The organism is Mycobacterium sp. MUNTM1 (assembly GCF_054660795.1).
On the sequence record NZ_BAAGDE010000003.1, the window covers coordinates 161,514 to 184,325 of the forward strand.

Annotated in this window: 22 protein-coding genes; 10 read left to right on the forward strand and 12 right to left on the reverse strand. The window is 67.8% G+C overall.

Translation table 11 applies throughout. The annotated features are described in order from the left end of the window. Positions 1-4: 4 nt before the first annotated feature. From octT to ACYQ8K_RS03180, 9 genes are all read right to left on the reverse strand, one after another. Positions 5-805, reverse strand: coding sequence for a diglucosylglycerate octanoyltransferase (octT, locus tag ACYQ8K_RS03140; RefSeq protein ID WP_459966960.1), 801 nt, complete (start codon positions 803-805; stop codon positions 5-7). Then, positions 795-1,469 carry a glucosyl-3-phosphoglycerate phosphatase gene (gene gpgP / locus ACYQ8K_RS03145; protein ID WP_459966961.1) on the reverse strand — a complete coding sequence of 225 codons (675 nt, stop codon included), beginning with the start codon at positions 1,467-1,469 and terminating at the stop codon, positions 795-797. The genes octT and gpgP overlap by 11 nt, the downstream gene beginning before the upstream one ends. Continuing rightward, positions 1,466-1,861: a ribosome silencing factor gene (gene rsfS, locus ACYQ8K_RS03150; RefSeq protein WP_459966963.1), complete on the reverse strand. Its 396-nt coding sequence runs from the start codon at positions 1,859-1,861 to the stop codon at positions 1,466-1,468. The genes gpgP and rsfS overlap by 4 nt, the downstream gene beginning before the upstream one ends. Then, the gene (gene nadD / locus ACYQ8K_RS03155) at positions 1,858-2,523 is read right to left on the reverse strand and encodes a nicotinate-nucleotide adenylyltransferase (RefSeq protein ID WP_459966965.1); all 666 of its coding nucleotides are present in this window, start codon (positions 2,521-2,523) and stop codon (positions 1,858-1,860) included. Before nadD ends, rsfS begins: the two co-directional genes overlap by 4 nt. 152 nt (positions 2,524-2,675) lie before the next feature. Further along, positions 2,676-4,124, reverse strand: coding sequence for a vWA domain-containing protein (locus ACYQ8K_RS03160; RefSeq protein WP_459966967.1), 1,449 nt, complete (start codon positions 4,122-4,124; stop codon positions 2,676-2,678). A 10-nt stretch (positions 4,125-4,134) separates the two neighbouring features. Continuing rightward, positions 4,135-5,022, reverse strand: a complete 888-nt coding sequence (locus ACYQ8K_RS03165) for an AAA family ATPase (RefSeq protein WP_459966968.1) — start codon at positions 5,020-5,022, stop codon at positions 4,135-4,137. Between the two features lie 37 nt (positions 5,023-5,059). Next, complete coding sequence (locus tag ACYQ8K_RS03170) at positions 5,060-6,319, reverse strand: glutamate-5-semialdehyde dehydrogenase (RefSeq protein ID WP_459966969.1); 1,260 nt, start codon at positions 6,317-6,319, stop codon at positions 5,060-5,062. Positions 6,320-6,473: 154 nt separating this feature from the next. Beyond that, complete coding sequence (locus tag ACYQ8K_RS03175; RefSeq protein ID WP_459966970.1) at positions 6,474-7,877, reverse strand: mechanosensitive ion channel domain-containing protein; 1,404 nt, start codon at positions 7,875-7,877, stop codon at positions 6,474-6,476. Then, the gene (locus ACYQ8K_RS03180) at positions 7,877-10,069 is read right to left on the reverse strand and encodes an adenylate/guanylate cyclase domain-containing protein (protein WP_459966972.1); all 2,193 of its coding nucleotides are present in this window, start codon (positions 10,067-10,069) and stop codon (positions 7,877-7,879) included. The genes ACYQ8K_RS03175 and ACYQ8K_RS03180 overlap by 1 nt, the downstream gene beginning before the upstream one ends. Positions 10,070-10,224: 155 nt before the next feature. On the opposite strand from ACYQ8K_RS03180, the gene ACYQ8K_RS03185 reads away from it, so the two are divergent. Beyond that, entirely contained in the window at positions 10,225-11,103 is an 879-nt protein-coding gene (locus ACYQ8K_RS03185) for a ribokinase (protein ID WP_459966973.1), read from the forward strand. On the opposite strand, the gene ACYQ8K_RS03190 is transcribed toward ACYQ8K_RS03185, so the two are convergent. Beyond that, positions 11,100-11,912: a GntR family transcriptional regulator gene (locus ACYQ8K_RS03190; RefSeq protein ID WP_459967008.1), complete on the reverse strand. Its 813-nt coding sequence runs from the start codon at positions 11,910-11,912 to the stop codon at positions 11,100-11,102. The two genes, ACYQ8K_RS03185 and ACYQ8K_RS03190, sit on opposite strands and share 4 nt — an antisense overlap. Positions 11,913-11,996: 84 nt before the next feature. Between ACYQ8K_RS03190 and ACYQ8K_RS03195 the strand changes: the two genes are divergently transcribed. From ACYQ8K_RS03195 to ACYQ8K_RS03220, 6 genes are all read left to right on the forward strand, one after another. Further along, positions 11,997-13,427, forward strand: a complete 1,431-nt coding sequence (locus ACYQ8K_RS03195; RefSeq protein ID WP_459966974.1) for an MmgE/PrpD family protein — start codon at positions 11,997-11,999, stop codon at positions 13,425-13,427. A gap of 11 nt (positions 13,428-13,438) precedes the next feature. Then, complete coding sequence (locus ACYQ8K_RS03200; protein ID WP_459966975.1) at positions 13,439-14,326, forward strand: isocitrate lyase/PEP mutase family protein; 888 nt, start codon at positions 13,439-13,441, stop codon at positions 14,324-14,326. Then, the gene (locus ACYQ8K_RS03205) at positions 14,317-15,564 is read left to right on the forward strand and encodes a 3-isopropylmalate dehydratase large subunit (protein WP_459966976.1); all 1,248 of its coding nucleotides are present in this window, start codon (positions 14,317-14,319) and stop codon (positions 15,562-15,564) included. Before ACYQ8K_RS03200 ends, ACYQ8K_RS03205 begins: the two co-directional genes overlap by 10 nt. Beyond that, complete coding sequence (locus ACYQ8K_RS03210) at positions 15,561-16,130, forward strand: LeuD/DmdB family oxidoreductase small subunit (RefSeq protein WP_459966977.1); 570 nt, start codon at positions 15,561-15,563, stop codon at positions 16,128-16,130. The genes ACYQ8K_RS03205 and ACYQ8K_RS03210 overlap by 4 nt, the downstream gene beginning before the upstream one ends. Then, a complete protein-coding gene (locus ACYQ8K_RS03215; protein ID WP_459966978.1) occupies positions 16,127-16,675 on the forward strand; it encodes a YbhB/YbcL family Raf kinase inhibitor-like protein in 549 nt (182 codons plus the stop codon). Before ACYQ8K_RS03210 ends, ACYQ8K_RS03215 begins: the two co-directional genes overlap by 4 nt. Before the next feature lie 119 nt (positions 16,676-16,794). Further along, positions 16,795-17,202, forward strand: a complete 408-nt coding sequence (locus ACYQ8K_RS03220; RefSeq protein WP_459966979.1) for a hypothetical protein — start codon at positions 16,795-16,797, stop codon at positions 17,200-17,202. Between the two features lie 54 nt (positions 17,203-17,256). Here ACYQ8K_RS03220 and ACYQ8K_RS03225 read toward each other — a convergent pair whose 3' ends face one another. Next, on the reverse strand, positions 17,257-19,299 hold the full coding sequence (locus ACYQ8K_RS03225; RefSeq protein WP_459966981.1) for an NAD(+) synthase: 2,043 nt from the start codon (positions 19,297-19,299) through the stop codon (positions 17,257-17,259). Positions 19,300-19,358: 59 nt separating this feature from the next. Here ACYQ8K_RS03225 and ACYQ8K_RS03230 point away from each other — a divergent pair, with 59 nt between their 5' ends. Both ACYQ8K_RS03230 and ACYQ8K_RS03235 read left to right on the forward strand, forming a co-directional pair. After that, on the forward strand, positions 19,359-19,898 hold the full coding sequence (locus ACYQ8K_RS03230) for a cysteine hydrolase family protein (protein ID WP_459966982.1): 540 nt from the start codon (positions 19,359-19,361) through the stop codon (positions 19,896-19,898). A 19-nt stretch (positions 19,899-19,917) separates the two neighbouring features. After that, positions 19,918-20,766: an SIR2 family NAD-dependent protein deacylase gene (locus ACYQ8K_RS03235; protein WP_459966983.1), complete on the forward strand. Its 849-nt coding sequence runs from the start codon at positions 19,918-19,920 to the stop codon at positions 20,764-20,766. Here the strand turns inward: ACYQ8K_RS03235 and ACYQ8K_RS03240 are convergent. Then, positions 20,763-22,040, reverse strand: a complete 1,278-nt coding sequence (locus ACYQ8K_RS03240; protein ID WP_459966985.1) for a cytochrome P450 — start codon at positions 22,038-22,040, stop codon at positions 20,763-20,765. The genes ACYQ8K_RS03235 and ACYQ8K_RS03240 overlap by 4 nt on opposite strands. Before the next feature lie 103 nt (positions 22,041-22,143). Here ACYQ8K_RS03240 and ACYQ8K_RS03245 point away from each other — a divergent pair, with 103 nt between their 5' ends. Next, a complete protein-coding gene (locus tag ACYQ8K_RS03245; protein ID WP_459966987.1) occupies positions 22,144-22,794 on the forward strand; it encodes a TetR/AcrR family transcriptional regulator in 651 nt (216 codons plus the stop codon). Positions 22,795-22,812: the final 18 nt, after the last annotated feature.

A 22,812-nucleotide genomic window follows, 5' to 3' on the forward strand; every position in this document is an offset into this window, starting at 1 on the left:
GGCGCTACCCGCGGGGCTTCTCGTCAGACACGCCTACTTGATTGCGCGGCGCCTCCTCATCGCGCTGCGCGTCCCGCATCGTTGCCACGCCGGCCTCGGCGAGCGCCTTGAGCATCAGCTCCGCGACCGCCTGGTGAGCCTCGAAATTCCAGTGGATGCCGTCGGGGTTCCCGCGCCCACTCATAACCTGCTCGGCGACAGCGGCTTTGAGGTCGACCAGGGGCACCTGGTGGTTCTGCGCCCATTCGGTGATCGCGGCCGCCGTCCCGGCGCGCCCGTGGTGCGCGCGGCCGTAGGTGTCGGCGATGTGCACGGATGGCAGCGAGGCCACGATCGGAATGCCGGGGCGGTTGAAATCGATTGCGCCACGGGTCTGTTCGAGGTAGTCCGCGCTCAGGTGCGGGGGCAGGGCCGAGCGGGCCACCGGCGAGAGCCTGGGCTGCAGCCAGCCGTAGCCGTCGCGGACCCAGCGCCGCAGCCGGGGCGGCCGCACGTAGCGGATCAGCTCGCGCAGCGCGGTGGGCAGCACCGACGGCAGTGAATCCATGCCGCCGGTGGCGAAGATGACGGCGCCGGCCCTGGGCAGCGCCGCCCAGGCCCGCGGGTCCTGGGTCGCCGCCCACCAGATGTCGCGGCACGTCCAACCGATGCGGCCGATCAGCTCGACATCCCAATCCAATTGTGCTGCAACGATATTCGGCCAGATGCGCGGATCGTCGGCGGGCAGACCCCCGGTCGGCCCATAGTAGGCCAACGAGTCGGCGAAGATCAGCAGGGTAGGCCTCGGTGGCCGCTCAGAGGACATCGTTGGACACCTGCGCCGAAGCGTTCCACACATCCAGACGCCAACGGATGACGTCGAATGCGTCGGCGGGATCGTCACTGTGGCCGGACAGTTGCACCCAGCTGGCATTGCCCATGCCACCCAGAATCGGCCAGTTGTCGACCGGAAGCTTCAGCAGCGCGGCCGACAGCGCGGCGATGAGACCCCCGTGGGCCACCAGCACCACCGGGCGATCCGGCCCGTCGGGATCACCCCATTCCGGCTCGCCGGACACCAGTTCGGCGACCAGCGGCACGCTGCGGGCGGCGACGTCGACCCGGCTCTCACCGCCGTGCGGCGCCCAGGTGGCGTCCTCGCGCCAGGCCAGCCGCGCGCCCGGGGCCTGCGTGTCGACCTCGGTGTGGGTCAGTCCCTGCCAGTCGCCCAGATGGGTTTCGCGCAACCGCTGGTCCACCCGGATCGGCAGACCGGTCACCTCCCCCAGCCTGACCGCCGTGTCGTAGGCGCGATGCAGATCCGACGACACGAGCAGCAACGGCTGCAGCTTGCCCAGCACCTCGGCGGCGGCGATCGCCTGCGCCCGCCCGAGTTCGCTCAGTTCGGAATCCAGCTGGCCCTGCATCCGGCTGCCGGCATTGAACTCGGTTTGCCCGTGCCGCAACATGATCAGACGACGAATGCTCATTGCGCACCCGAGCCTTCAGAGTCCTCGGGACGCTCGTCCAGCTCCACCGGCACCATCGGGCAGTCACTCCACAGCCGGTCCAGGGCATAAAAGTCGCGGTCTTCCTGGTGCTGAATGTGAACGACGATGTCGCGATAGTCCAGCAGCGTCCAGCGGCCTTCCCGCGTACCCTCGCGACGCGCCGGCTTGTAGCCGGCCTTCCGCATCTTCTCCTCGACCTCGTCGACGATCGCGTTGACCTGTCGCTCGTTGGACGCCGAGGCGATCACGAAGCAGTCCGTGATGGCGAGCTGGGCCGAAACGTCGATGACCACGACGTCGTCGGCCAGCTTGGCGGCGGCGGCGCCGGCGGCCACCGTCGCCATGTCGATGGCCTCCGGGGTGGCGCTCACGGGTGTTCCCCTGTGCTCAGGCGTGTCTCGTTCACGATCACCGGCGGCCCCTCGTCGCGGTAGAGCCGGCGCTTGGAGACGTACTGCACGACACCGTCGGGCATCAGGTACCACAGCGGCCGGCGCTGCGCCGCGCGTTGACGGCAGTCGGTAGAGGAGATGGCCAGCGCCGGGATCTCGACCAGGGTCAGCGCGTCGTCGGGCAGCTCACCGAGCACGCCGGTGATGTGTTCGCGGCGCAGCTCGTAGCCGGGCCGGCTGACCCCGATGAAGCGCGCCAGGTCGAACACCGTCTCCCAGCCCTGCCACGACAGTATGGAGGCAAGCGCGTCGGCCCCGGTGATGAAGTACAGCTCGGAGTCCGGGTTGAGGGCGCGCAGATCGCTCAGCGTGTCCTTGGTGTACGTGGGACCGCCGCGGTCGATGTCGACCCGGCTGACCGAGAAGCGGGGATTGGACGCCGTGGCGATGACCGTCATCAGATACCGGTCCTCGGCGGCGGAAACCTGCCGCTCCTTCTGCCAGGGCTGTCCGCTGGGCACGAACACCACCTGGTCGAGGTCGAACAGGTCGGCGACCTCACTGGCGGCAACCAGGTGGCCGTAATGGATGGGGTCGAACGTCCCACCCATCACCCCTAACCTGCGAAGCTGCTTTTGCACGATTTGCCAGCTTACTTGAGCCGGTGTTACGGCCCGATTTCCCAGGTACGGGTTCGATTCGTCGCGAGCGTCACGCTGGCGTGGCAACCGCGGTCCGACGCCACGCTGGCGTGACACTCGGCGAGGCGAGCGACGCCCGCACGAAGGCGGTGTCAGACCGGCAGCAGCTGGTCGATCACCGCGGCCAGCTGCTTGGCGGACCGGCACTCGTGCATCGGGATGACCTCTTGATAACGCGGCACCGCCGAGTCGCCGCTGCCCCACAGATGCTTGGGCTCGGGATTCAGCCAGTGCGCGTGCCGGCTGGCGGTCACCATGTGGGTCAGCAGCTCGATCTCCGGATTGCGGTAGTTGGTTCGGCCGTCCCCGAGGACCAGCAGCGAGGTGCGCGGCGACAGCACATTCGGAAACGCCTGCACGAACGACGCAAACGCGTTGCCGTAATCGGAATGGCCGTCGCGGCTGTACACGCCCGACTCCCGGGTGATCCGCTGGATGGCGACGGCCAGGTCGGCCTCCGGGCCGAACATGTGGGTCACCTCGTCGGTGGTGTCGATGAAGGCGAACACGCGCACCCGCGAGAACTGCTGGCGCAGCGCGTGTACCAGCAGCAGGGTGAAATGGCTGAACCCGGCGACCGAACCGGACACGTCGCATAGCACCACCAGTTCCGGCCGCGCCGGGCGCGGCTTGGCCAGCACCACGTCGATCGGCACACCGCCGGTGGACATCGACTTGCGCAGCGTCTTGCGCAGATCGATCGCCCCCGCCCTGGCGCGCCGCCGCCGGGCCGCCAGGCGGGTCGCCAGCGTGCGGGCCAGCGGGGCCACCACCCGGCGCATCTGGCGCAGCTGCTCACCGGACGCGCGCAGGAATTCGACGTTCTCGGAAAGCTGTGGAATGCCGTACATCTGGACGTGGTCGCGGCCCAGCTGCTCCGCGGTGCGCCGTTTGGTCTCCGAGTCGACCAGCTTGCGTATCTGGTAAATCCGCTGCGCAGCAAGTGCTTTGGCGATCTCCTCCTGACTGGGGGTGGGTTCCTCGCCGTACGAGGCGAGCAGCCCGGCCAGCAACTTGCCTTCGAGCTCGTCCAGCGCCATCGCCTTGAGCGCCTGGTACGACGAGAACGACGGGCCGCGGCTGGAGCTGTATTTCCCGTAGATCTCCACGATTTGGGCGATCATCGCGACCAGGCGCTCGTCCATCTCGGCGAGGTCCGGGTTCTCGGTCAGCAGGTCGGCCAGCATCTGGCGCATCGCCTCGACGTCGTCGGCCGGCAACGCATCGTCGTCCCGCGAGTCGTCGGCCTCCTCGTCGGCAACCACCGCGCGAGCGCCCAGCGCCGCGGGGAACCACAGGTCGAACATCGCGTCGTAGGTCTCGCGGTGATCCGAGCGGCGCAGCACGGCGCACGCAAGGCCCTCGCGCAGCACCTTGCGGTCCTCCAGGCCGAGGGTCGCCATCACCCGCCCGGCGTCCACCGTCTCCGACGGACCGACCGAAATCCCTGCCCCGCGAAGCGCTTCGACAAATCCCACCAGGTGGCCCGGCAGCCCGTGTGGGGCGAGCGGCCGGGAGGGTCGGATACGGCGGGTGGCCATCGCGGCGGTCCTAATTCAGCCGCAGTTCGCCGGTCGCGCGCTGCTGGTCGGATTGGTGTTTGAGCACCACGCCGAGCGTGGCCGCGACGACCGCGTCGTCGATGGTGTCCAGGCCCAGCGCGAGCAGCGTGCGGCCCCAGTCGATGGTCTCGGCGATGGATGGCACCTTCTTGAGCTGCATGCCGCGCAGCACGCCGATGATGCGAACGAGCTCCTCGGCCAGGTGCGCGGGCAGCTCGGGGACCCGGGACAGCAGGATGCGGCGTTCCAGGTCGGGACTGGGAAAGTCGATGTGCAAGAACAGGCAACGACGCTTGAGCGCCTCGGAGAGTTCGCGGGTGGCGTTGGAGGTCAGCACCACCAGCGGGGTGCGCTCGGCGGTGATGGTGCCCAGCTCGGGAACGGTCACCGCGAAGTCCGACAACACCTCCAGCAGCAGGCCCTCGATCTCGATGTCGGCCTTGTCGGTCTCGTCGATGAGCAGCACGGTGGGCTCGGTGCGCCGGATCGCGGTCAGCAACGGACGCTGCAGCAGGAACTCCTCACTGAACACGTCGTCCTTGGTCTGGTCCCAGTCCCCGTGTCCGGCAGCGTTGCTGGTTTGAATGCGAAGTATCTGCTTGGCGTGGTTCCACTCGTAGAGCGCGCGCGCCTCGTCGACGCCCTCGTAGCACTGCAAGCGCACCAGGCCCGAGCCGGTGGCCTGGGCGATGGCGCGGGCCAGCTCCGTCTTGCCCACGCCGGCCGGGCCTTCCACCAACAACGGCTTGCCGAGCCGGTCGGCCAGGAACACGGCCGTCGCGGTGGCGGTGTCGGGCAGGTAGCCGGTCTCGGCCAACCGCCGCGAGACGTCGTCGATGTCGTCGAACAACGGCTTGGACCGGGCGGGCACACTCACAATCGGTTCTCCTAAAACACTTGCTGCACGCGGGATATCAGGCCGGACGAGTTTGTCCGTCACCCCACGCGATCCATTTGGTCGAGGTCAACTCGGGCAGCCCCATCGGGCCGCGGGCGTGCAGCTTCTGGGTGGAGATGCCGATTTCGGCGCCGAAGCCGAACTGCTCACCGTCGGTGAACGCAGTGGACGCGTTCACCATCACAGCGGCCGCGTCAACGCCATCCGTAAACTTCTGCGCCGCAGCCATATTGGTGGTGACGATGGCCTCGGTGTGTCCGGTGCCGTACTCGTTGATGTGCGCGATCGCGGCGTCGATACCGTCGACGACCGCCACCGCGATGTCCATCGACAGGTACTCGCGACGCAGGTCGTCCTCGTGCGCGTCCTTGGAGAATCCACCGTGCACGGTCACGCCGGCGTCCTGCAGGGCGCTCACCAGCCGGGGCAGCGCCTCCTCGGCGATCCCGATGTCGATCAGCAGTGTCTCGGCGGCATTGCAGACACTGGGCCGACGGGTCTTGGAATTCAACAGGATTCGCTCCGCCACATCCAGGTCGGCGCCCTCGTGCACGTAGACGTGGCAGTTGCCGACGCCGGTCTCGATGGTGGGCACCTGCGCGTCACGGACCACCGCGTCGATCAGGCTCGCCCCGCCGCGCGGAATCACCACGTCGACCAGGCCGCGGGCCTGGATCAGATGCGTCACCGTGGAGCGGTCATCGGCGGAAAGCAGTTGCACCGCGTCGGCCGGCAGGTCCTCGCTGACCAGCGACGCCCGCAGCACCTGCACCAGGGCCTGGTTGGACCGCGCCGCCGACGAACTTCCGCGCAGCAACACGGCATTGCCGGACTTCAGCGCCAACCCGAAGGCGTCGACGGTCACGTTGGGCCGGCCCTCGTAGATCATGCCGACGACGCCCAGGGGCACCCGCTGCTGGCGCAGCTGCAGCCCGTTGGGCAGCGTGTAACCGCGCAACACCTCCCCGACCGGGTCGGGCAGCCCGGCGACCTGACGCAGGCCGGCGGCAATGCCGTCGACGCGTTTGGGGTCCAGGGCCAACCGGTCGAGCATCGCCGATGGCGTGCCGGCGGCGCGGGCGGCGTCGAGGTCTTCGGCGTTGGCCGACAGGATCAGCTCGGTGTGGGCGGCTATCGCGTCGGCCGCAGACCGCAGCGCCTGATCCTTGGCAACCGTCGGCAACAATGCCAGGACACGCGACGCGACCCGGGCGCGGCGTGCGGCGTTGTGTACCTCCTGGCGCAAGTCAGGAAGCGATGGTGCTTGCAGACTCATTGAACCAGGGTATCCGGCGGCGAAACCCCGGGTGAGTCGCCACTACCCCAGATGGTGGCGACCCGCTTCGCCCGGCACCGCCGCGCTCACGATCGCCACTACCCCAGATGGTGGCGACCCGCTTCGCCCGGCACCGCCGCGCTCACGATCGCCACTACCCCACCCGCTCGCCGCGCCGTGCGCTGCGCACCTTGCCGCGGCGTTCTTCGATGATGTTGCCGAAGTTCTGCAACAACAGCGGCGCGCGCGTCACCAGGTGCTCGATGTGCTCGCGGTCGATCTCCAGCGCGGTGACCTCATCCAGCGCGTACGCGCTGGCCAGGTTCGGTTGCCGGGTCAGCGCCGTCAGCCCCAGGAACGATCCCTCGACCAGCGTGCTGATCGGCACCAGGGACCCGTCGTCGGCGGTCGCGGTCAGCTGCACGCGCCCGGAGATCAGGAACGTCATGGTGGCGGGCACCTGGCCGGCGTACTCCACCACCTCGTCGGCCCCGTAGCGGACAATCCGCGCCGCGGACCGCAGCGCTCGCTGTTCCTCCGCGCCGATCCGCAACGCCGGCGCCACCACCGTGTGCAACGCGTGCTCTACCCGTTCGACGGTGGAGAAGTCGTCGTCGGCGCCGTCGAGGTGCAATTCCTCCCGCCGGGCCGCATACCAGGCCCAGCGCAGGAACGTGGCCTTGGCGGACCCGGCGTCCGCGGGTGACTCCAACCCGATGGTCGTGCGGTATTCGCCTGCGCCCGCCGGGACGGTGCGCGGCACGCTGCCGGCCTTGAGTTGCGGCAACCCCTGCGCGATCCGCGACAGCAGCGCACACACCCGGTCCGGCGGGTCGACACTGGAGAACATCGTCGTCACCGTCAGCTTGTGCGCGCCGGGCGGGCGGCTGAGATTCGTGAACGCGTTGCTGGCGAGCATCGAGTTCGGCATGACCCGAATGCCGCTGCCGGTGTCGATGTGCACAGCGCGCCAGTTCACCTCCACCACGCGCCCGCGGGCCGTGCCGGTGTCCAGCCATTCGTCGATGCGGAAGGGTTGCTCGAACAACATGAACAGGCCGGACACGATCTGGCCGACGGAGTTCTGCAGCATCAGGCCGATGACGACCGACGTGACGCCCAGCGCGGTGAAGATGCCGCCGATGCGCACACCCCAGATGTAGGACGACATCACCGCCAGGCCGACGCCGATCACCGCCAACCGGGCGCAGTCCAGGAAGATGGTGGGCAGCCTTTTGCGCCAACTCTTTTCGGGCGCGCCTTCGAACATCGTCGCGTTCAGGCCGGACAGCACGAGCACCAGCACCAGCAGACCGAACACCGTGGTCAAAACGCGCACCGGAACGTCGCCTGCCGGAACCTGCGAGGCCTGAACCAACAGCAGCAACAGCGCACCGAGCGGCAGCAGGTAATTGCGCAGCAGGCCGACCTGCCGGGCCAGCGGGCTGTTCCGGCGCAGCAGCGCGTCGTGGAGCTCGGTGAGCGCGATCAACCCGAGCGGCAGTCCGACGGCGATGCCGATCGCCCAGTAGAACCATGTCGAGTTGAAGAGGTTCATCAGCGCTCCAACAACCGGTAGATGGCCTGATCGGCACCGCCGATGGAGATGCTGCCCGCGGGCGTGAACTGCCGAACGTCCCGCATCGCCTCGTACACCTGCGAACTCACGTACACGCCGGGCTGCGGTGCGCCACTGTGCATTTGATACGCCAGGCTGACCGCGCCGCCCCACATGTCATAGACCAGGCTGGAGCGGCCGACCAGCCCGCTCACCACGTTGCCCGTGTTCACCCCGACCCGCAGACCCAGCTGGTGCGCGGCCTGGCGGTTGAATCGATCGATGATGCGACCGATCTCGAGGGCGAAGTCGACGGCACGGTGAATGCTGTCCAGGCGCGGGGTGACCACCCCGCAACTGGCCAGATAGCCGTTGTGGAAGGTGCGAATCCGTTCGACGCCAAGGGCTTCGGCGGCCGAATCGAATTGCCGGAACAGGTCGTCCACGGTGGCGACCAACTCGTCTTCCGGCACGTCGTTGGAAAACTCGTCGAGGCCCACGATGTCGGCATAGATGATGGCGACGTCCTGATGTTTCTGGGCAATGGTCTCCTCGCCCTCGCGATAGCGTTGCAACACCGATTCAGGCATCAACGCCAGCAGCAGGCGGTCGTTTTCCCGGCGCTGCTCGTTGAGCAGCTCCTCCTTGATCGCCAGGTTCCGGCTCATCTCGTTGAACGCCGCTGTGAGATCACCGATTTCGTCGCGATGTTTGACCGGGATGTTGATCTCGTAATCGCCGGAGCTGATCTTGCGGGTGCCTTCTTCGAGGCGCCGGACCGGTCGCACAGCGGCCTGAGCGACGAACATCGAGGCCACGCAGATGGCGAAGATCATCGCAGCGACCGCGATCACCAGATTTTTGCTGAACCTGCCAAGCCGGGCGAACGCATCGGAGTTGTCGCGCGTCGCGAGGATCGACCAGTGCAGGTCGGAGTTGGGGATGTTCAGCGGTGAATAGGCTTCCAATTCCTTGTTGCCCATGTAGTCGGTGGCGCTGACCACGCCCGTCTCGCCGCGTTTTGCGGCGCGAAGACCGGCGGTGTCAACCGGCTGCACCAGGGTGGTGGTGCCCAGCCGCAACGCCCGGTCCACGACGTCGGGCGGCGTGCCGGCGTCGATCGCCGAGCGCCGGTATTCCTTCGGGTTCTCGATGAAATCCCGCGAATCGGAACGCATCAGGTCGTCGGGCCCGGCCAGATACGTTTCGGTCGCCGGCCCCATGCCGGCGGCCTCCCAGTGCTTGTCGGCGGTCATGATCTTGTTGATCTTGGCGACCGGCACCGGCAGCGCCATCACGCCCTCGAACTTGCCGTTCATGCCGACCGGTGACACCACCCACGCCGTGGGGGTGTCGAGTGCCGGCTGGTACTGCTGGAAGTCGGTGATCCAGACGAAGTCGAGGTCGTTGGACGCCAAGGCTTTTTGATACGCCTCCCGCAGCTTCGACTCGCGGTACGGGCCGGTCAGGATGTTGGTCCCGAGATCGGGACCCTTCAGCACGCTGTAGACGACATTGCCCTGCATGTCCAACAACAGCGCGTCGCGATAGTCGAAGCGCGTCACGATGCCGCGCATGTAGAAGTCGAAGCGCGCGTTGGTCGCCGACCATGCGCTGCCGTCGCCCGCGTCCAGGACGGGCAGCGCGTCGGGGCTCGGCCGGGGCGCGGCGGTGTAGTACGCCTGAACGTACTTCTGCGCGTTGGAACTTGGCAGGACGGCCCTGATGTCGATGGTGTCCCCGGTGATTCGCTTGATCGGTTTGATCATGTCCTTGTCGTAGTAATCGACCAGCGACTGCTGTTGGGCCGAAGAGATCTGCGCATTGTTCAATTGAGCGAAGTCCGCCGTGAGGGCCGCCGTCGCCTGGTTGATGCCGAACCCGCCGCTCCAGGTGATCAGCGAATTCGACACCTCGCGGAACAACGACTGCACCGCTCGCTTCTGGGATTCGCGCATCTCGATCAGGCGTTCGGACTCAACCTGCCGCAACGCGTTGCGCCCGGACACCGCCCCGATGGCGCCGATCACCGCCACGCCCAGGATGCTCGACAGCAGCATCGTGATCAGAATCTTGGATTGGATGCCGAACCGGAATCGCGCCAGGGCACGCTGACGCGGGCGCTTCGTGGCCGGTTGGGCCGGTTCGGGATCGATATGGGGTTCAGCGTCTGTTAGCTCGCTCGTGGTCAACCGCCTGCCCCTTTTCTCGGGATCCAGCACCCCTAACGGAGCAGAATATCGCGCGGCCATCGAGTTATTCGGTGTTTGCCGTGACGCGATTCGGCATCGAAAGTGCTGGTGGCCCTGGTGTGCCTTGCCATCCCGTCGCGACTAACGTCGGCGTCATGGCTGGGGTTTGTGTAGTGGGCAGCGTGAATCTCGATCTGTCGTTGGGTGTCGATGCCCTTCCGCGGCCTGGCGAAACGGTTTTGGCGTCGTCGCTGACCCAGGCCCCCGGCGGCAAGGGCGCCAATCAGGCGGTGGCGGCGGCGCGCGCGGGCGCGCAGGTGCAGTTCGTCGGGGCGGTGGGCGATGACGGGGCCGCCGGACTACTACGCGCCCACCTCGAGGCCAACGGCGTCGGGCTGGACGGAGCCGTCGAGATCCCCGGCCCCAGCGGCACGGCCGTCGTGGTAGTCGACGCGAACGCCGAGAACACCATCGTGGTCGCGCCGGGCGCCAACGGTCGTTTCACGCTGACCGACGACCGTGCGCGTGCGGCCGTCGCGGACTGCGATGTGATGTTGACCCAGCTGGAGATACCGGTGGACACGGCTGTCGCGGCGGCGCAGCACGCGCGTTCGGCGGGAGCGATCGTCGTCGTGAATGCCTCGCCGGCCGGCCAGGACCCCCGCTCGTTGGGCGAATTGGCGGCCGCGGCGGACGTGGTGATCACCAACGAAGACGAAGCCGACGAATGGCCTTGGCGCCCAGATCATTTAGTGATCACACTGGGCGCGCACGGCGCCCGCTACGTTGGCACCGACGGCGAGTACACGGTGCCGGCTCCGAAAGTGGATCCGGTGGACACCACCGGGGCCGGCGACGTGTTCGCCGGCGTGCTGGCCGCGAATTGGCCGTCCAATCCGGGCTCGAGGGATCGGCGGCGGCTGGCGTTGCAGCGTGCGTGCGCGGCGGGTGCGCTGGCGACGTTGGTGGCCGGCGCCGGTGATTGCGCACCCGACTCCAGCGCGATCGACAGGGCGGTCCGCGGCGCGTCCTAGCGGCTCTGCCCGCCGACGTCGTGGGCGATTCTCAGGCGGTCACCGGTGTCCATCTCGTCGGCCGCCTGGGTGAGCAGCACGCGACTTCGGCTCGGCGATAGCAGGGCCGAGAGGTAGTGGTGTGGTGCGTCGGCCGCGTAGACGAGGCGGTTGACCCGCAACAGGGCCGCGCCGATCGGCATGTCGAGCAGCTGCGCGTTGCGCGGGCCCGCGATTTCGGCCGTGATCTCGTGTCGCACCCGGTTCATGGTGATGCCGCCGTCGGACAGCAGCTCGTAGAGCGGCGCGCGCCGCAATGCGGCCTCGGTCAGCACCGGGGCCAGTTCCGGCGGCAGCCAGGCGTCGGTCACCAGCAACGGCTCGCCGGTCCTGCGTTGCCGGCGCACGCGCACGATGTGCAGCAACTCGCCGGTGCGCCCGAGGGTTTCGGCGACGATCCGGGTGGGCGACCGCGTGCCCAGTTCGACCACCTCGACCTCGGTCTCGAATTGGGTCTGGCGCAGTTCCTGCAGATACGAGCGACCCGTCGGCGCATCGGACGGATCATGTTGGCGCACAAACGAACCGACGCCATGCCGGCGTTCGATGTAGCCCTGTTCGGCGAGGTCGGCCAGCGCGCGCCGCACGGTGATCCGAGAAACCCCGAACTGGTCACACAGGGTCTGCTCGGTGGGCAGCGCCTCGCCGGGGGCGATGACTCCACGGTCGATCTCGTCGTGCAGCACCAGGTACAGCTGGCGGTGTAACGGCACACCCGCGGTCGCGGACACCGCACCGGCCTTCTCGCTGCGCTGCTGCACGGTGCTCAATGCTGTCACACCGCCCTCCTTGCGCGATCCGATCAGTTGTTATAAACATATGACAACTAACCATCCATCGACCAGGGGGTTGTGATGACCGCGGTGCAGCAGCGGGTCGCCACCGATCCGGCCGGGCCGACCGGGCGCCTTGCCACCTGGGTCGCCGAGCTCACGCTCGACGACGTCCCCGCCGGTGTCGTCGATCGCGCCAAGCACCTGTTGCTCGACGGCATCGGCTGCGCCCTGGTGGGTGCCCAGCTGCCGTGGTCACGCGTCGCCACCGACGCGGTGCTGGGTCTGGAGGGCTCGGGCGAATGCGTCGTCATCGGGACCGGCCGGCGCACCAGCGCGCCCGCGGCCGCGGTGCTCAACGGCACCTACATCCAGGGCTTCGAACTCGACGACTTCCACCCGCTGGCCCCGCTGCACAGCTGCTCGCTGCTCATCCCGGCGGTGCTGTCGACGGCGTCAACACGTCCGGCGCCGACGGCCGGCTCCGACCTGCTGCTCGCGGCCATCGCCGGGTTCGAGGTCGGGCCCCGCGTGGGCTACACCCTGCACGGCACCCAAATGCTGGACCGCGGATGGCATTCGGGCCCAGTCTTCGGCACCCATTCGGCCGCGATGGCCTCCGGCAAGCTGCGCGGACTACCGCCCGCGCAGCTCGAAGACGCCCTGGGTCTTGCCGCCACCCAGTCGGCGGGGCTGATGGCCGCGCAGTACGAAGCGATGAGCAAGCGCATGCACCACGGCCTGGCCGCCCGCAACGGCTTCTACGCGGCGGGCCTGGCGGCCGCCGGGTACACCGGGATCAAGCGCGTGTTCGAACGTGAATACGGCGGCTTCCTCAGCGTTTTCGGCGAGGGCCACGACCCGGATGCCTCGCTGCTGACCGCTGAACTCGGCCACCGCTGGGAGACCTCGCTCATCATGGTCAAGTCCTATGCCGCGATGGGTGGGCTGCACGGCGCCATCGACGCCGCCCGGCAGCTGCGGAATTCGGTTGCACCGGACGATATTTCGTCGGTCGACATCACCGTCGGAGAGACCGTGTACAAGCACGGCTGGTGGTTGCCGGAGCGTCCGCTCACCCCGATCGGAGCACAGATGAACATCGGGTACGCCACCGCCGCCGCATTGCTCGACGGCAACGTGCTGCCCGAGCAGTTCACCCCGGCCCGGCTCGATTCCGACGACATCTGGTCGCTGATCGCGGCCACCACGGTGCATCTCGACGAATCGCTGGCCGACGCCGGCATCGCCGAGAGGTTTCGCACCGATGTCGCGGTGACCACCCGGGACGGAACCGTGCACCGCGCGCGGGTCGCCCTGCCGCACGGCGCGCCCAACGATCCGGTCACCAACGACGAACTGATGGCCAAGTTCCACGCGCTGGCCGACCGGGTCACCGATCACGGCCGCGCCGCCGCGATCGAGCGCGCGGTGGTCGGGCTCGACGACCTGACCGACATCGACAACCTGATCGACCTGCTCGCCGACCCCGTCGCGGGCGCGCTGGACTGAAAGGACACGAGATGGCAACAACACCGGCCCGCACCCGGCTCAAAGCATTGCTGGACAAACGCGAAATCATCGTCGCCCCAGGCGTTTTCGATGGCATCTCGGCGCATCTGACCAGGCGCACCGGGCACGTCGCGGCGTACATGACCGGCGCCGGTGTGGCGGCGTCGGGCTTTGGCCTGCCCGACATCGGGCTGGTCACCGCGACCGAGATGGCCGACCGGGTCGCGATGATCACCGGCGCGCTGGGTGATGTCCCGCTAATCGCCGACGCCGACACCGGCTACGGCGGACCGATGAACGTGATGCGCACGGTTCGTGCCTACGACGCGGCCGGGGTGGCCGCCATCCAGCTGGAGGACCAGGTGTTCCCGAAACGCTGCGGTCACCTGCCGGACAAGCAGGTCGTCGACGCGGCGGTGTTCGAGCAGACGCTGGCGGCCGCGCTGGACGCCAGATCCGACGACGACCTGCTGGTGGTGGCCCGCACCGATGCCCGCGCGCCACTCGGTCTGGATGCGGCGATCGAGCGCGCCAACCGGTACGCGCAAGCGGGCGCTGATGTCATCTTCGTGGAGGCGCCGCAGGACGTCGGCGAAATCGAGCGTATCGCACACGAAGTCGACGCTCCCCTGCTGATCAACCTGGTGCTCGGCGGCCTGACACCGCTGCAGTCGGCGTCACGGCTGCAGGAACTGGGTTACGCGATCGCCATCCACCCCAGCAACCTGCTGATGCAGACGACGTTCGCCATGCTGCAAAGCCTATGCGAACTCAACGGCACCGACCTGGCCGCGCAGCTGCCCACCTCCCCGGCCGACTTCTTCAACCTGGTGGGCATGTCGGAGTGGCGGGCGCTCGACGACAAGTACGCACGAACAGAGGACCGCACATGGGCATGACCATCATCGAGAAGATCTTCGCCCGCAAGGCCGGGCTGGACTCGGTGGCACCGGGCGACACCGTCGTGGTCGACGTGGACATGACCGTCCTGATCGACCTGCAGTTCGCCACCATGTGGATACAGCCCAACAGGATTCACGACCCGGACAAGATCGCGGTGATCATGGATCACGCCGTGCCCGCCCCAACCATCAAGGACGCCAATGGCGGCCACCACGCCCGCAAGTTCGTCGCCGACTTCGGCATCGAGCGCTTCTACGATGTCGGCCGGCACGGCATCTGCCATCAGGTGATCGCGGAGAACGGCCTGGCCCGCCCGGGAGAAGTGCTGGCGTGCACCGACTCTCACACCTGCGCGGCCGGCGCATACAACACCGCGGCGCGCGGGCTGGGTCCCGCCGAGATTTATTCGATCATGTGCACCGGTTCCACGTGGTTCCAGGTCGCGCCGACGATTCGCTACGAATTTCACGGCGTCAAACCGGAGGTGGTGAGCGGCAAGGACATCTTCCTGCACATCGCCAACGAGTACGGAGATGCGCCCAATCAGAACCTCGAGTTCGGCGGGCCCGGCCTGGCCGGCATCCCGATGCACGATCGGCGGACCATCGCGACCCAGGGCGCGGAGGTGTCGGCCGACTTCAGCACCTTCGAGTCCGACGACGTGTTGGCGTCGTTCCTCGACGAACGCGGGGCCACCGGATTCGACGCCGTCGCACCGGATTCCGACGCCGCCTACCGGGACGTCCGGCACATCGACCTGGCGGCGCTGCAACCCTACGTGGCGCGGCCAGGCACCGTCAGCCGCAACAATTCTCCGGTATCGCAACTGGCCAAGCAGAAGATCGACCAGGCCTTCATCGGCTCCTGCGCCAACGGACAACTCGAGGACCTGCAGATCGCCGCGCAGGTGTTGCGCGGCAAGACCGTCGCACCGGGCGTGCGACTGCTGGTGACGCCCGCCTCGCAGGCTGTGTACCGCGAGGCCATGCGGCGCGGCTACCTTCAGGACCTCGCCGACGCCGGCGCCGTCGTGACCAATTCCACCTGCGGGGCATGTTTCGGCTACCACATGGGCGTGGTGGGTCCGGGCGAGGTGTGCATCACGGCCAGCACCCGCAACTTCACCGGGCGCATGGGCAGCACCGAGGCCGAAATCTTCATGGCCTCCCCGGCCACCGTCGCCGCATCAGCGGTCACCGGCTACATCAGCGACCCGAGGGGCGTGATCGCATGACGCTGCGTTCGCTTGCATTCCACGGCAAGGTCTGGGTGTTCGGCGACAACCTGAACACCGACGCCATGTATCCTGCGTTCGCCATGAAGATGGAACCCGCCGAGGCCGCCAGGCACGTCTTCTACGAGGTGCGCCCGGGCTGGACCGACGAGGTGTCGCCGGGCGATATCGTGTTGGCCGGCAAGAATTTCGGGCTTGGCTCCTCGCGGCCCGTGGCGGCGTTGTTCGTTGAACTCGGCGTCGCCGGGCTGGTCGCCGAGGAATTCAACTCGCTGTTCTTTCGCAACGCCGTCAACTCCGGACTGCCGGCGATCACCGTCCCCGGCGCCACCACGGCGTTCAGCGACGGCGACACCGGAACGTTCGACCTGGCCGACGGCAGCTGGCGCAACGACACCACCGGCGCGTCGGGCACCGCCGCAAAGCTGCCCGACCTGATTCTCGACATCATCTCAAGCGGCGGCGTGCTGCCGCGGCTTGCCCGGCAGGGTTACCTGCCCAGCGAACTGGGCGAGCTGCTGCGCTCACCCGCGGTGGCGATGCGCGGCGCGGGCAGCGGCGCATGATCGAGTGGCTGGGCAGCATGCTCCGTGGCGTGCGCGCCGGCGCGCACCGAAGCCCGCTCGCCGGTGACGCGTTCACCGCACCCACCGCCCTCACGCTCACCAGCGCCGCGTTCGCCGACGGTGGCGCCATGCCGGTGTCCAGCGCCGGCAAGGGCGTCGGTGACAACACGTCACCGCCGCTGCGCTGGGCGGGACCACCGCCCGGCACGCGTCAGCTGGCGCTGCTCATCGACGACGTCGACGTTCCGCTCCCCCGACCGCTGGTGCACACCGCCGCGGTCGTCGAACCGAGCGTCGACGGGGTGGCCGCGGGCGCGCTGCAGCCGGGATGCGCGGGAATCCGCTTCCTGCGGGCCGACCTCGGTCACCACGGCTACGCCGGCCCGCGACCGATTCCCGGCCACGGGCCACATCACTACCGCTTTCACGTGTTCGCGCTCGACGCCGTCGTCCCGGACACCGTGACCACCGCCAAGGGCCTGCTGGCCGCGATGCGCGGGCACGTGCTGGCGCGGGGCATGCTGACCGGAACGTACCAGCGCTGAACGGACGAGAGGCCCTCTGCCTGCGGTTGGCAGTGTTTGGCAGCGCCTGGAGTCGATCTGGCAGTGGTTCGCGAGCAGCGTCGGTGGTGATCGCAGTCCGCCATCGAGAAAGGAACATCATGTCCGCAACCACGATCGACCGCACGGGCACCCGGGACGGCTTGCTTCGCCTCGCCATGCGGGCCGACGCCGCCATCAGCGGACTGGTCGGCCTGGCCGGTATGCCGTTCGCCGGTTGGCTCGCCGATGTCTCGGGCACCACGAAGGCATTCGAGTACGGCATGGGCGCGTTCTTGATCGCCTACGGCGTCGTCGTGTTCGGGCTGGCCACCCTGCCGTCGGTGCGGCGCGCCGGCATCGCCGTCATCATCGCCAACGTGGCGTACACGGTGGCCGCAATCGTTCTCGTGCTCGCCGACGTCTTCCCGTTGACGTCGACCGGCGTGGTGTTGAACCTGGCCGCCGGGGTGTACACGCTGGTGTTCGCCGAACTGCAGTACCAGGGTTGGCGCCGCGCGAAGGCCTGAACCCGAACGCTCGGGGCCCGCTCGACGTGCCGGGCGGGCCCGTGAGTGCGCGGGCTACTCCTCCGGGATCTCGCGTTTGATCTCGTCGAGCCAGATGCGCGCCGACATGTCGGACGGCGCGCGCCAATCCCCCCGCGGCGACAGCGAACCGCCGTGCGACACCTTGGGCCCATTGGGCAGAGCCGAGCGCTTGAACTGGCTGAACGAGTAGAACCGCTGCACGAAAACCTGCAGCCAATGCCGAATTTCCTTCAGCGAGTAGGACGGCCGCTTGTCCTGGGGGAAGCCGGGCGGCCAGATCCCGTGTTCGGGATCGCTCCACGCGTGCCAGGCCAAAAAGGCGATCTTCGATGGCCGGAATCCGAAGCGCAGCACGTGGAATAGTGAAAAGTCTTGCAGCGCAAACGGCCCCACCTTCGCCTCGCTGCTCTGCAGCTCCTCCTCCTCGCCGCTGGGCACCAGCTCCGGGGTGATCTCGGTGTCGAGCACCGACTGCAGCACCTCGCTGACCTCCGGCTCGAATTGTTCGGACGAGATCACCCAGCGGATCAGGTGCTGGACCAGGGTTTTGGGCACGCCGCCGTTGACGTTGTAGTGCGACATCTGATCGCCGACACCGTATGTCGACCAGCCCAGCCCAAGCTCGGACAGGTCGCCGGTGCCCAGCACGATCCCGCCGCGCTGGTTGGCCAGCCGGAACAGGTAGTCGGTGCGCAAACCGGCCTGGACGTTTTCGAAGGTGACGTCGTACACCTTCTCGCCGCGGGCGAACGGGTGGTCCATCTCCTTGAGCATCAGCCCCGCGGTCTCGCGGATGTCGATCTCGGAGAATGTCACTCCCAACGTGCGGCACAACTCGGCCGCGTTGCGTTTGGTGTGCTCCCCGGTCGCGAAGCCGGGCAGCGTGAACGCCAGAATGTCACTGCGCGGCCGTTGTTCGCGATCCATCGCGCGGGCGGCGACGATCAGGGCATGCGTCGAGTCCAGTCCGCCGGAGATCCCGATCACGACTTTCGGGAAATCCAGTGCCCGCAACCGCTGTTCGAGGCCGGCGACCTGGATGTTGTAGCCCTCGAAGCAATCCTGTTCCAGCCGTTGCGGATCGGCGGGAACGAAGGGAAAACGCTCGATGTCGCGCCGCAGCCCGATGTCGCCGCCCGGGGGTTCCAACCGGAACTCGATGCGCCGGTAGGCGTCCGTCGTCGTCCGGTGGTGGCGCCGGTTGTCGTCGAAGGTGCCCATCCGGAGCCGTTCCGAGCGAAGCAATTCGATGTCGACGTCGGCGATGCTGAGTCGCTCGCCCTTGGGGAATCGCTCGGACTGAGCCAGCATCACGCCGTTCTCGAACACCATGGTCTGACCGTCCCACGCCAGGTCGGTCGTCGACTCGCCTTCCCCGGCAGCCGAATACACATAGGCGGCCAGGCAGCGTGACGAGGCCGAACGGGCCAGCAGGCAGCGGTCCTCGGCGCGGCCGATCGTGATCGGACTGCCGGACAGGTTGGCCAGTACCGTCGCCCCCGCCAGCGCGGCCTCCGCGCTGGGCGGGATCGGCACGAACATGTCCTCGCAGATCTCCACGTGCAGCACCAGGCCGGGGACGTCGGAAGCCTCGAAGAGCAGATCGGGACCGAACGGCACCTCGGCACCCGCGACGCGGATGCTGCCGCGCTCGTCGTCTCCCGGTGCGATCTGGCGGCGTTCGTAGAACTCCCGATAGGTGGGCAGGTACGACTTCGGCGCCACCCCGAGCACCGCGCCGCGGTGGATGACCACGGCGGCGTTGTAGATGCGGTGCCGATGGCGCAGCGGGGCGCCGACGACCAGGACCGGCAGCAATTCGGCAGAGGCCGCGACGATCTCCGCGACGGCCTTCTCGACATCGTCGAGCAGCAGATCCTGCAACACGATGTCCTCGATGGAGTACCCGGACAGCGTCAGCTCGGGGAAGACGGCCAGCGCGACGGCGTCGTCGTGGCACTCCCTGGCCATCCGCAGGACCGATTCGGCATTCGCGGCCGGGTCACCGATTACCGTCTGATGCGTGCATGCGGCGACGCGGGCAAAGCCCTGGCTGTAAGCGTTGTAAAAGTCCATCGCCCTTCCATTGTCGTCCCAGGCGTGTCAACCCGTGGCCGCCGGGTATTCCGGACGGCATGAGTGACACCGCTGTCTTAGTGGTCGACATGATGAACACGTACCAGCATCCCGACGCTGAAAATCTAATACCCAATGTCGAGAAGATCATTGAGCCTTTGACCGATTTGGTTCGGCGGGCGCGTGCGACCGATGGCGTCGACCTGGTCTATGTCAACGACAATTACGGCGACTTCACCGCGGAGTTCTCCGACGTCGTCCGCTCCGCCTGCGACGGGGCCCGGCCCGATCTGGTCAAGCCGATCCTGCCGACCGATGAGTGCCGCGTGATGACGAAGGTCCGACACAGCGCGTTTTATGCGACGGCGCTGGCGTATCTGCTCAACCGGCTGGAAACCAAGCGGCTGATCATCACCGGCCAGGTCACCGAGCAATGCATCCTCTACACCGCCCTGGATGCGTACGTCCGGCACTTTCCGGTCGTGATCCCGACCGATGCCGTCGCACACATCGACCCCGACCTGGGCGAGGCGGCGTGCAAGATGATGGAGCAAAACATGTCTGCCGAGCTCACGTCCGCGGCGGACTGCCTGGGCTGAGTCTCCTACTCTGGATGAGGTGACCGTCGCCCGCGCAGAATCTCCCGAACTGGTCACGCTGCTGGCCGGTCGCCGGATCGCGGTGCTCACGGGCGCGGGCATCTCCACCGATTCGGGCATTCCCGACTACCGCGGGGTGGATTCACCGCCGAGCAATCCAATGACGATCCGCCAGTTCACCGGCGATCCGGCGTTTCGGCAGCGCTATTGGGCGCGCAACCACGTCGGCTGGCGGCACATGGACGACACGCTGCCCAACGCCGGCCACCGCGCACTGGCCGCGCTCGAGGGCGCGTCGGTGGTCACCGGTGTGATCACCCAGAACGTCGACCTGCTGCACACCAAGGCCGGCAGCCGCAACGTCATCAACCTGCACGGCACCTACGCGCAGGTGATCTGTTTGGACTGTGGCTCCACCATGACGCGTGCCGCGTTGGGCGAGCGGCTCGACGCGCTCAACCCGGGCTTCATCGAACGCGCCGAAGCGATCGGTGGGCTGGCGGTGGCCCCGGACGCCGACGCGGTCGTCGCCGATACCGCGTCGTTCCGCTACCTGGATTGCGAGCGCTGCGGCGGCATGCTCAAGCCGGACATCGTTTATTTCGGCGAAAGCGTTGCCAAAGATATTGTGGCGGAGGCTTATCGGTGGGTCGAGGAGGCCGATGCACTGCTGGTCGCGGGCTCGTCGCTGACCGTATTCTCCGGCTACCGGTTTGTGCGGCACGCCGCCGCGCTGGGCATCCCGGTGGCAATCGTCAACCGCGGCGGCACCCGCGGCGACGACCTGGCCGCCGTCAAGGTCGACGGCGGCTGCTCGGAGTTGCTGGCCCTGCTCGCCGACGAGTTAGCGCCCCTGGCAACGCGTTAGAAGGTGCACGGCATGCTGCGGATGGCGTGCACGAAATTGCCCGCCAGGTAGGCGGGCTCGCCGGCCTGGATGTCGGGCAGCTGACGGAACAGCTCGCCGAAGATGGCCCGCAGCTGCGCGCGGGCCACGTGCGCACCGAGGCAGAAGTGCAGCCCGCCACCGCCGAAGCCGACGTGCGGGTTGGGGTCGCGGCTCAGGTTCAAACGTTCCGGGTGGTCGAAGACCTCGGTGTCCCAGTTGCCGGACGGATAGAACATGACCACCTTCTCACCCGCCAGGATGGTCTGGCCGCCCAGCTCGACATCCGTTGCGGCCGTGCGGCGGAAGGTCATGACCGGCGTCGCCCAGCGGATGAACTCCTCGATGGCGCTGCCGATGCGGTTGTCGAAATCCTCGAGCAGCCAAGCCTTTTGGTCGGGGAAGTCGGTGAGCGCGCGCAGCGTGTGGCTGATGGTCTGCCGGGTGGTGTCGTTGCCCGCCACGGAGAGCAGGACGAAGAACGCCGCCACCTCCGCATCCTCCAGGCGATCGCCGTCCACCTCGGCGGTGACCAGGCTGCTGATCAGGTCGTCGCCGGGTCGCTCGCGACGTTGGGTGGCCAGGGTGCCGACGACCTGGTGCAGGTACAGCTGGTTTTCCACCAGGACCTCCATCGCCGGACGCCCGTCGAGGAATTCCGGGTCGGCCCAGGAGACCAGCGCGTCGGTGGCGTGCGCCATGCGCTCGCGCTCGGATTCGGGGATCCCCATCATGTCCGACAGCGTGCGGATGGGCAGTTCTTTGGCGCAGTGGTCGACGAAATCCGCGCCGCTGCCGGCGGCCCGCAGCTCTTCGACGATGGTCTTGGCGTTGGCCCGGATCGAGTCCTCGATGCGGCGGACCTGCCGGGGGCTGAGCGCGGCGTGAGCGAGCTTGCGCAGCTTGGTGTGTCGCGGCGGGTCCATCGCGAGGAACGACTGCGACGCCTCGAGCAGTTCGACCGGGATGCTCTCGAACATCACGCCCTGGCCGGACAGGAAGGCGTCGTTGTTGCGGCTGACCGCGACGATGTCGGAGCGCCGGGTGACCGCCCAGAAACCCCGGTCGTTCGGATCGGGCATCAGCGAGTCCTCGACGGGTGGATGCCAGCTCACCGGGCGCTCGGCGCGCAGCACGGCGAAGGAACGTTCCCGATCCGCCGCGGTGGTGGACCAGAACGCCCGCGAGGACAGATCGATCTCGTCGTAGGCACGACCGGACTGGTCCGTCCCGGACTTCCCCGTCAGCACGGCCATGGTGATCCTCCGTCTCGTATGACCCCGGTCACAGACTCCCCGCGACGATATGCCTAGACATTGTGTCTAGTCAATATGTCGAGTGTCCGGCTATGCTCGGCGGGTGCCGTCTCTCACCCGCAAACCGCAGGGCCACCGGAGCCTGGGGCGCGAGCAGCGTCGCGAGCAGATGGAGCGCCGCCTGCTGGACGCGACCGAGCGGCTGATGCGCGCCGGTGCGAGCTTCACCGAGCTGAGCGTGGATCGGCTCTCCGGCGAGGCCGGCATCTCCCGGGCCAGCTTCTACATCTACTTCGAGGACAAGGGTCATCTGCTGCGCCGGCTCGCGGGCCAGGTGTTCGGCGATCTGACCGATGGTGCGCGGAGTTGGTGGAGCGTGGCCGGGCGTCATGACCCGGACGATGTGCGCACGGCGATGAGCCGCATCATCGCCACCTACCGGCGGCATCAGGCGGTGCTGGTCGCGCTCAACGAGATGGCCGCCTACGATCCGCTGACGGGGCAAACGTATCGCGATCTGCTGACCGGCATCTCCGAGCAGTTCACGCACGTCATCGAGGCCGGGCAGGCCGACGGCTCGATCCGCCTCGAGCTGGCCCCGCTGACCACCGCCAGCGCACTGACCTGGATGGTCGAGCGGGCCTGCCAGCAGAACCTACCGGCCAAGCCACCCGCCTACGATGCCGAGCTGGCCGCGACACTGGCCGAAATTGTTTGGGGCGCACTGTATCTCAAGCCAACCGCGGAACGCTGACCCACTAGTGCGGCACCG

What these genes read in the sequence shown, in the direction of transcription:
- octT (WP_459966960.1), bottom strand. Translation starts at nt 805, where the DNA reads ATGTCCTCTGAGCGGCCACCGAGGCCTACCCTGCTGATCTTCGCCGAC.
- ACYQ8K_RS03210 (WP_459966977.1), top strand. Translation starts at nt 15,561, where the DNA reads ATGACGCTGCGTTCGCTTGCATTCCACGGCAAGGTCTGGGTGTTCGGC.
- ACYQ8K_RS03220 (WP_459966979.1), top strand. Translation starts at nt 16,795, where the DNA reads ATGTCCGCAACCACGATCGACCGCACGGGCACCCGGGACGGCTTGCTT.
- ACYQ8K_RS03230 (WP_459966982.1), top strand. Translation starts at nt 19,359, where the DNA reads ATGAGTGACACCGCTGTCTTAGTGGTCGACATGATGAACACGTACCAG.
- ACYQ8K_RS03215 (WP_459966978.1), top strand. Translation starts at nt 16,127, where the DNA reads ATGATCGAGTGGCTGGGCAGCATGCTCCGTGGCGTGCGCGCCGGCGCG.
- ACYQ8K_RS03200 (WP_459966975.1), top strand. Translation starts at nt 13,439, where the DNA reads ATGGCAACAACACCGGCCCGCACCCGGCTCAAAGCATTGCTGGACAAA.
- ACYQ8K_RS03195 (WP_459966974.1), top strand. Translation starts at nt 11,997, where the DNA reads ATGACCGCGGTGCAGCAGCGGGTCGCCACCGATCCGGCCGGGCCGACC.
- ACYQ8K_RS03170 (WP_459966969.1), bottom strand. Translation starts at nt 6,319, where the DNA reads ATGAGTCTGCAAGCACCATCGCTTCCTGACTTGCGCCAGGAGGTACAC.
- ACYQ8K_RS03185 (WP_459966973.1), top strand. Translation starts at nt 10,225, where the DNA reads ATGGCTGGGGTTTGTGTAGTGGGCAGCGTGAATCTCGATCTGTCGTTG.
- ACYQ8K_RS03205 (WP_459966976.1), top strand. Translation starts at nt 14,317, where the DNA reads ATGGGCATGACCATCATCGAGAAGATCTTCGCCCGCAAGGCCGGGCTG.
- ACYQ8K_RS03240 (WP_459966985.1), bottom strand. Translation starts at nt 22,040, where the DNA reads ATGGCCGTGCTGACGGGGAAGTCCGGGACGGACCAGTCCGGTCGTGCC.
- gpgP (WP_459966961.1), bottom strand. Translation starts at nt 1,469, where the DNA reads ATGAGCATTCGTCGTCTGATCATGTTGCGGCACGGGCAAACCGAGTTC.
- ACYQ8K_RS03160 (WP_459966967.1), bottom strand. Translation starts at nt 4,124, where the DNA reads ATGGCCACCCGCCGTATCCGACCCTCCCGGCCGCTCGCCCCACACGGG.
- ACYQ8K_RS03175 (WP_459966970.1), bottom strand. Translation starts at nt 7,877, where the DNA reads ATGAACCTCTTCAACTCGACATGGTTCTACTGGGCGATCGGCATCGCC.
- ACYQ8K_RS03225 (WP_459966981.1), bottom strand. Translation starts at nt 19,299, where the DNA reads ATGGACTTTTACAACGCTTACAGCCAGGGCTTTGCCCGCGTCGCCGCA.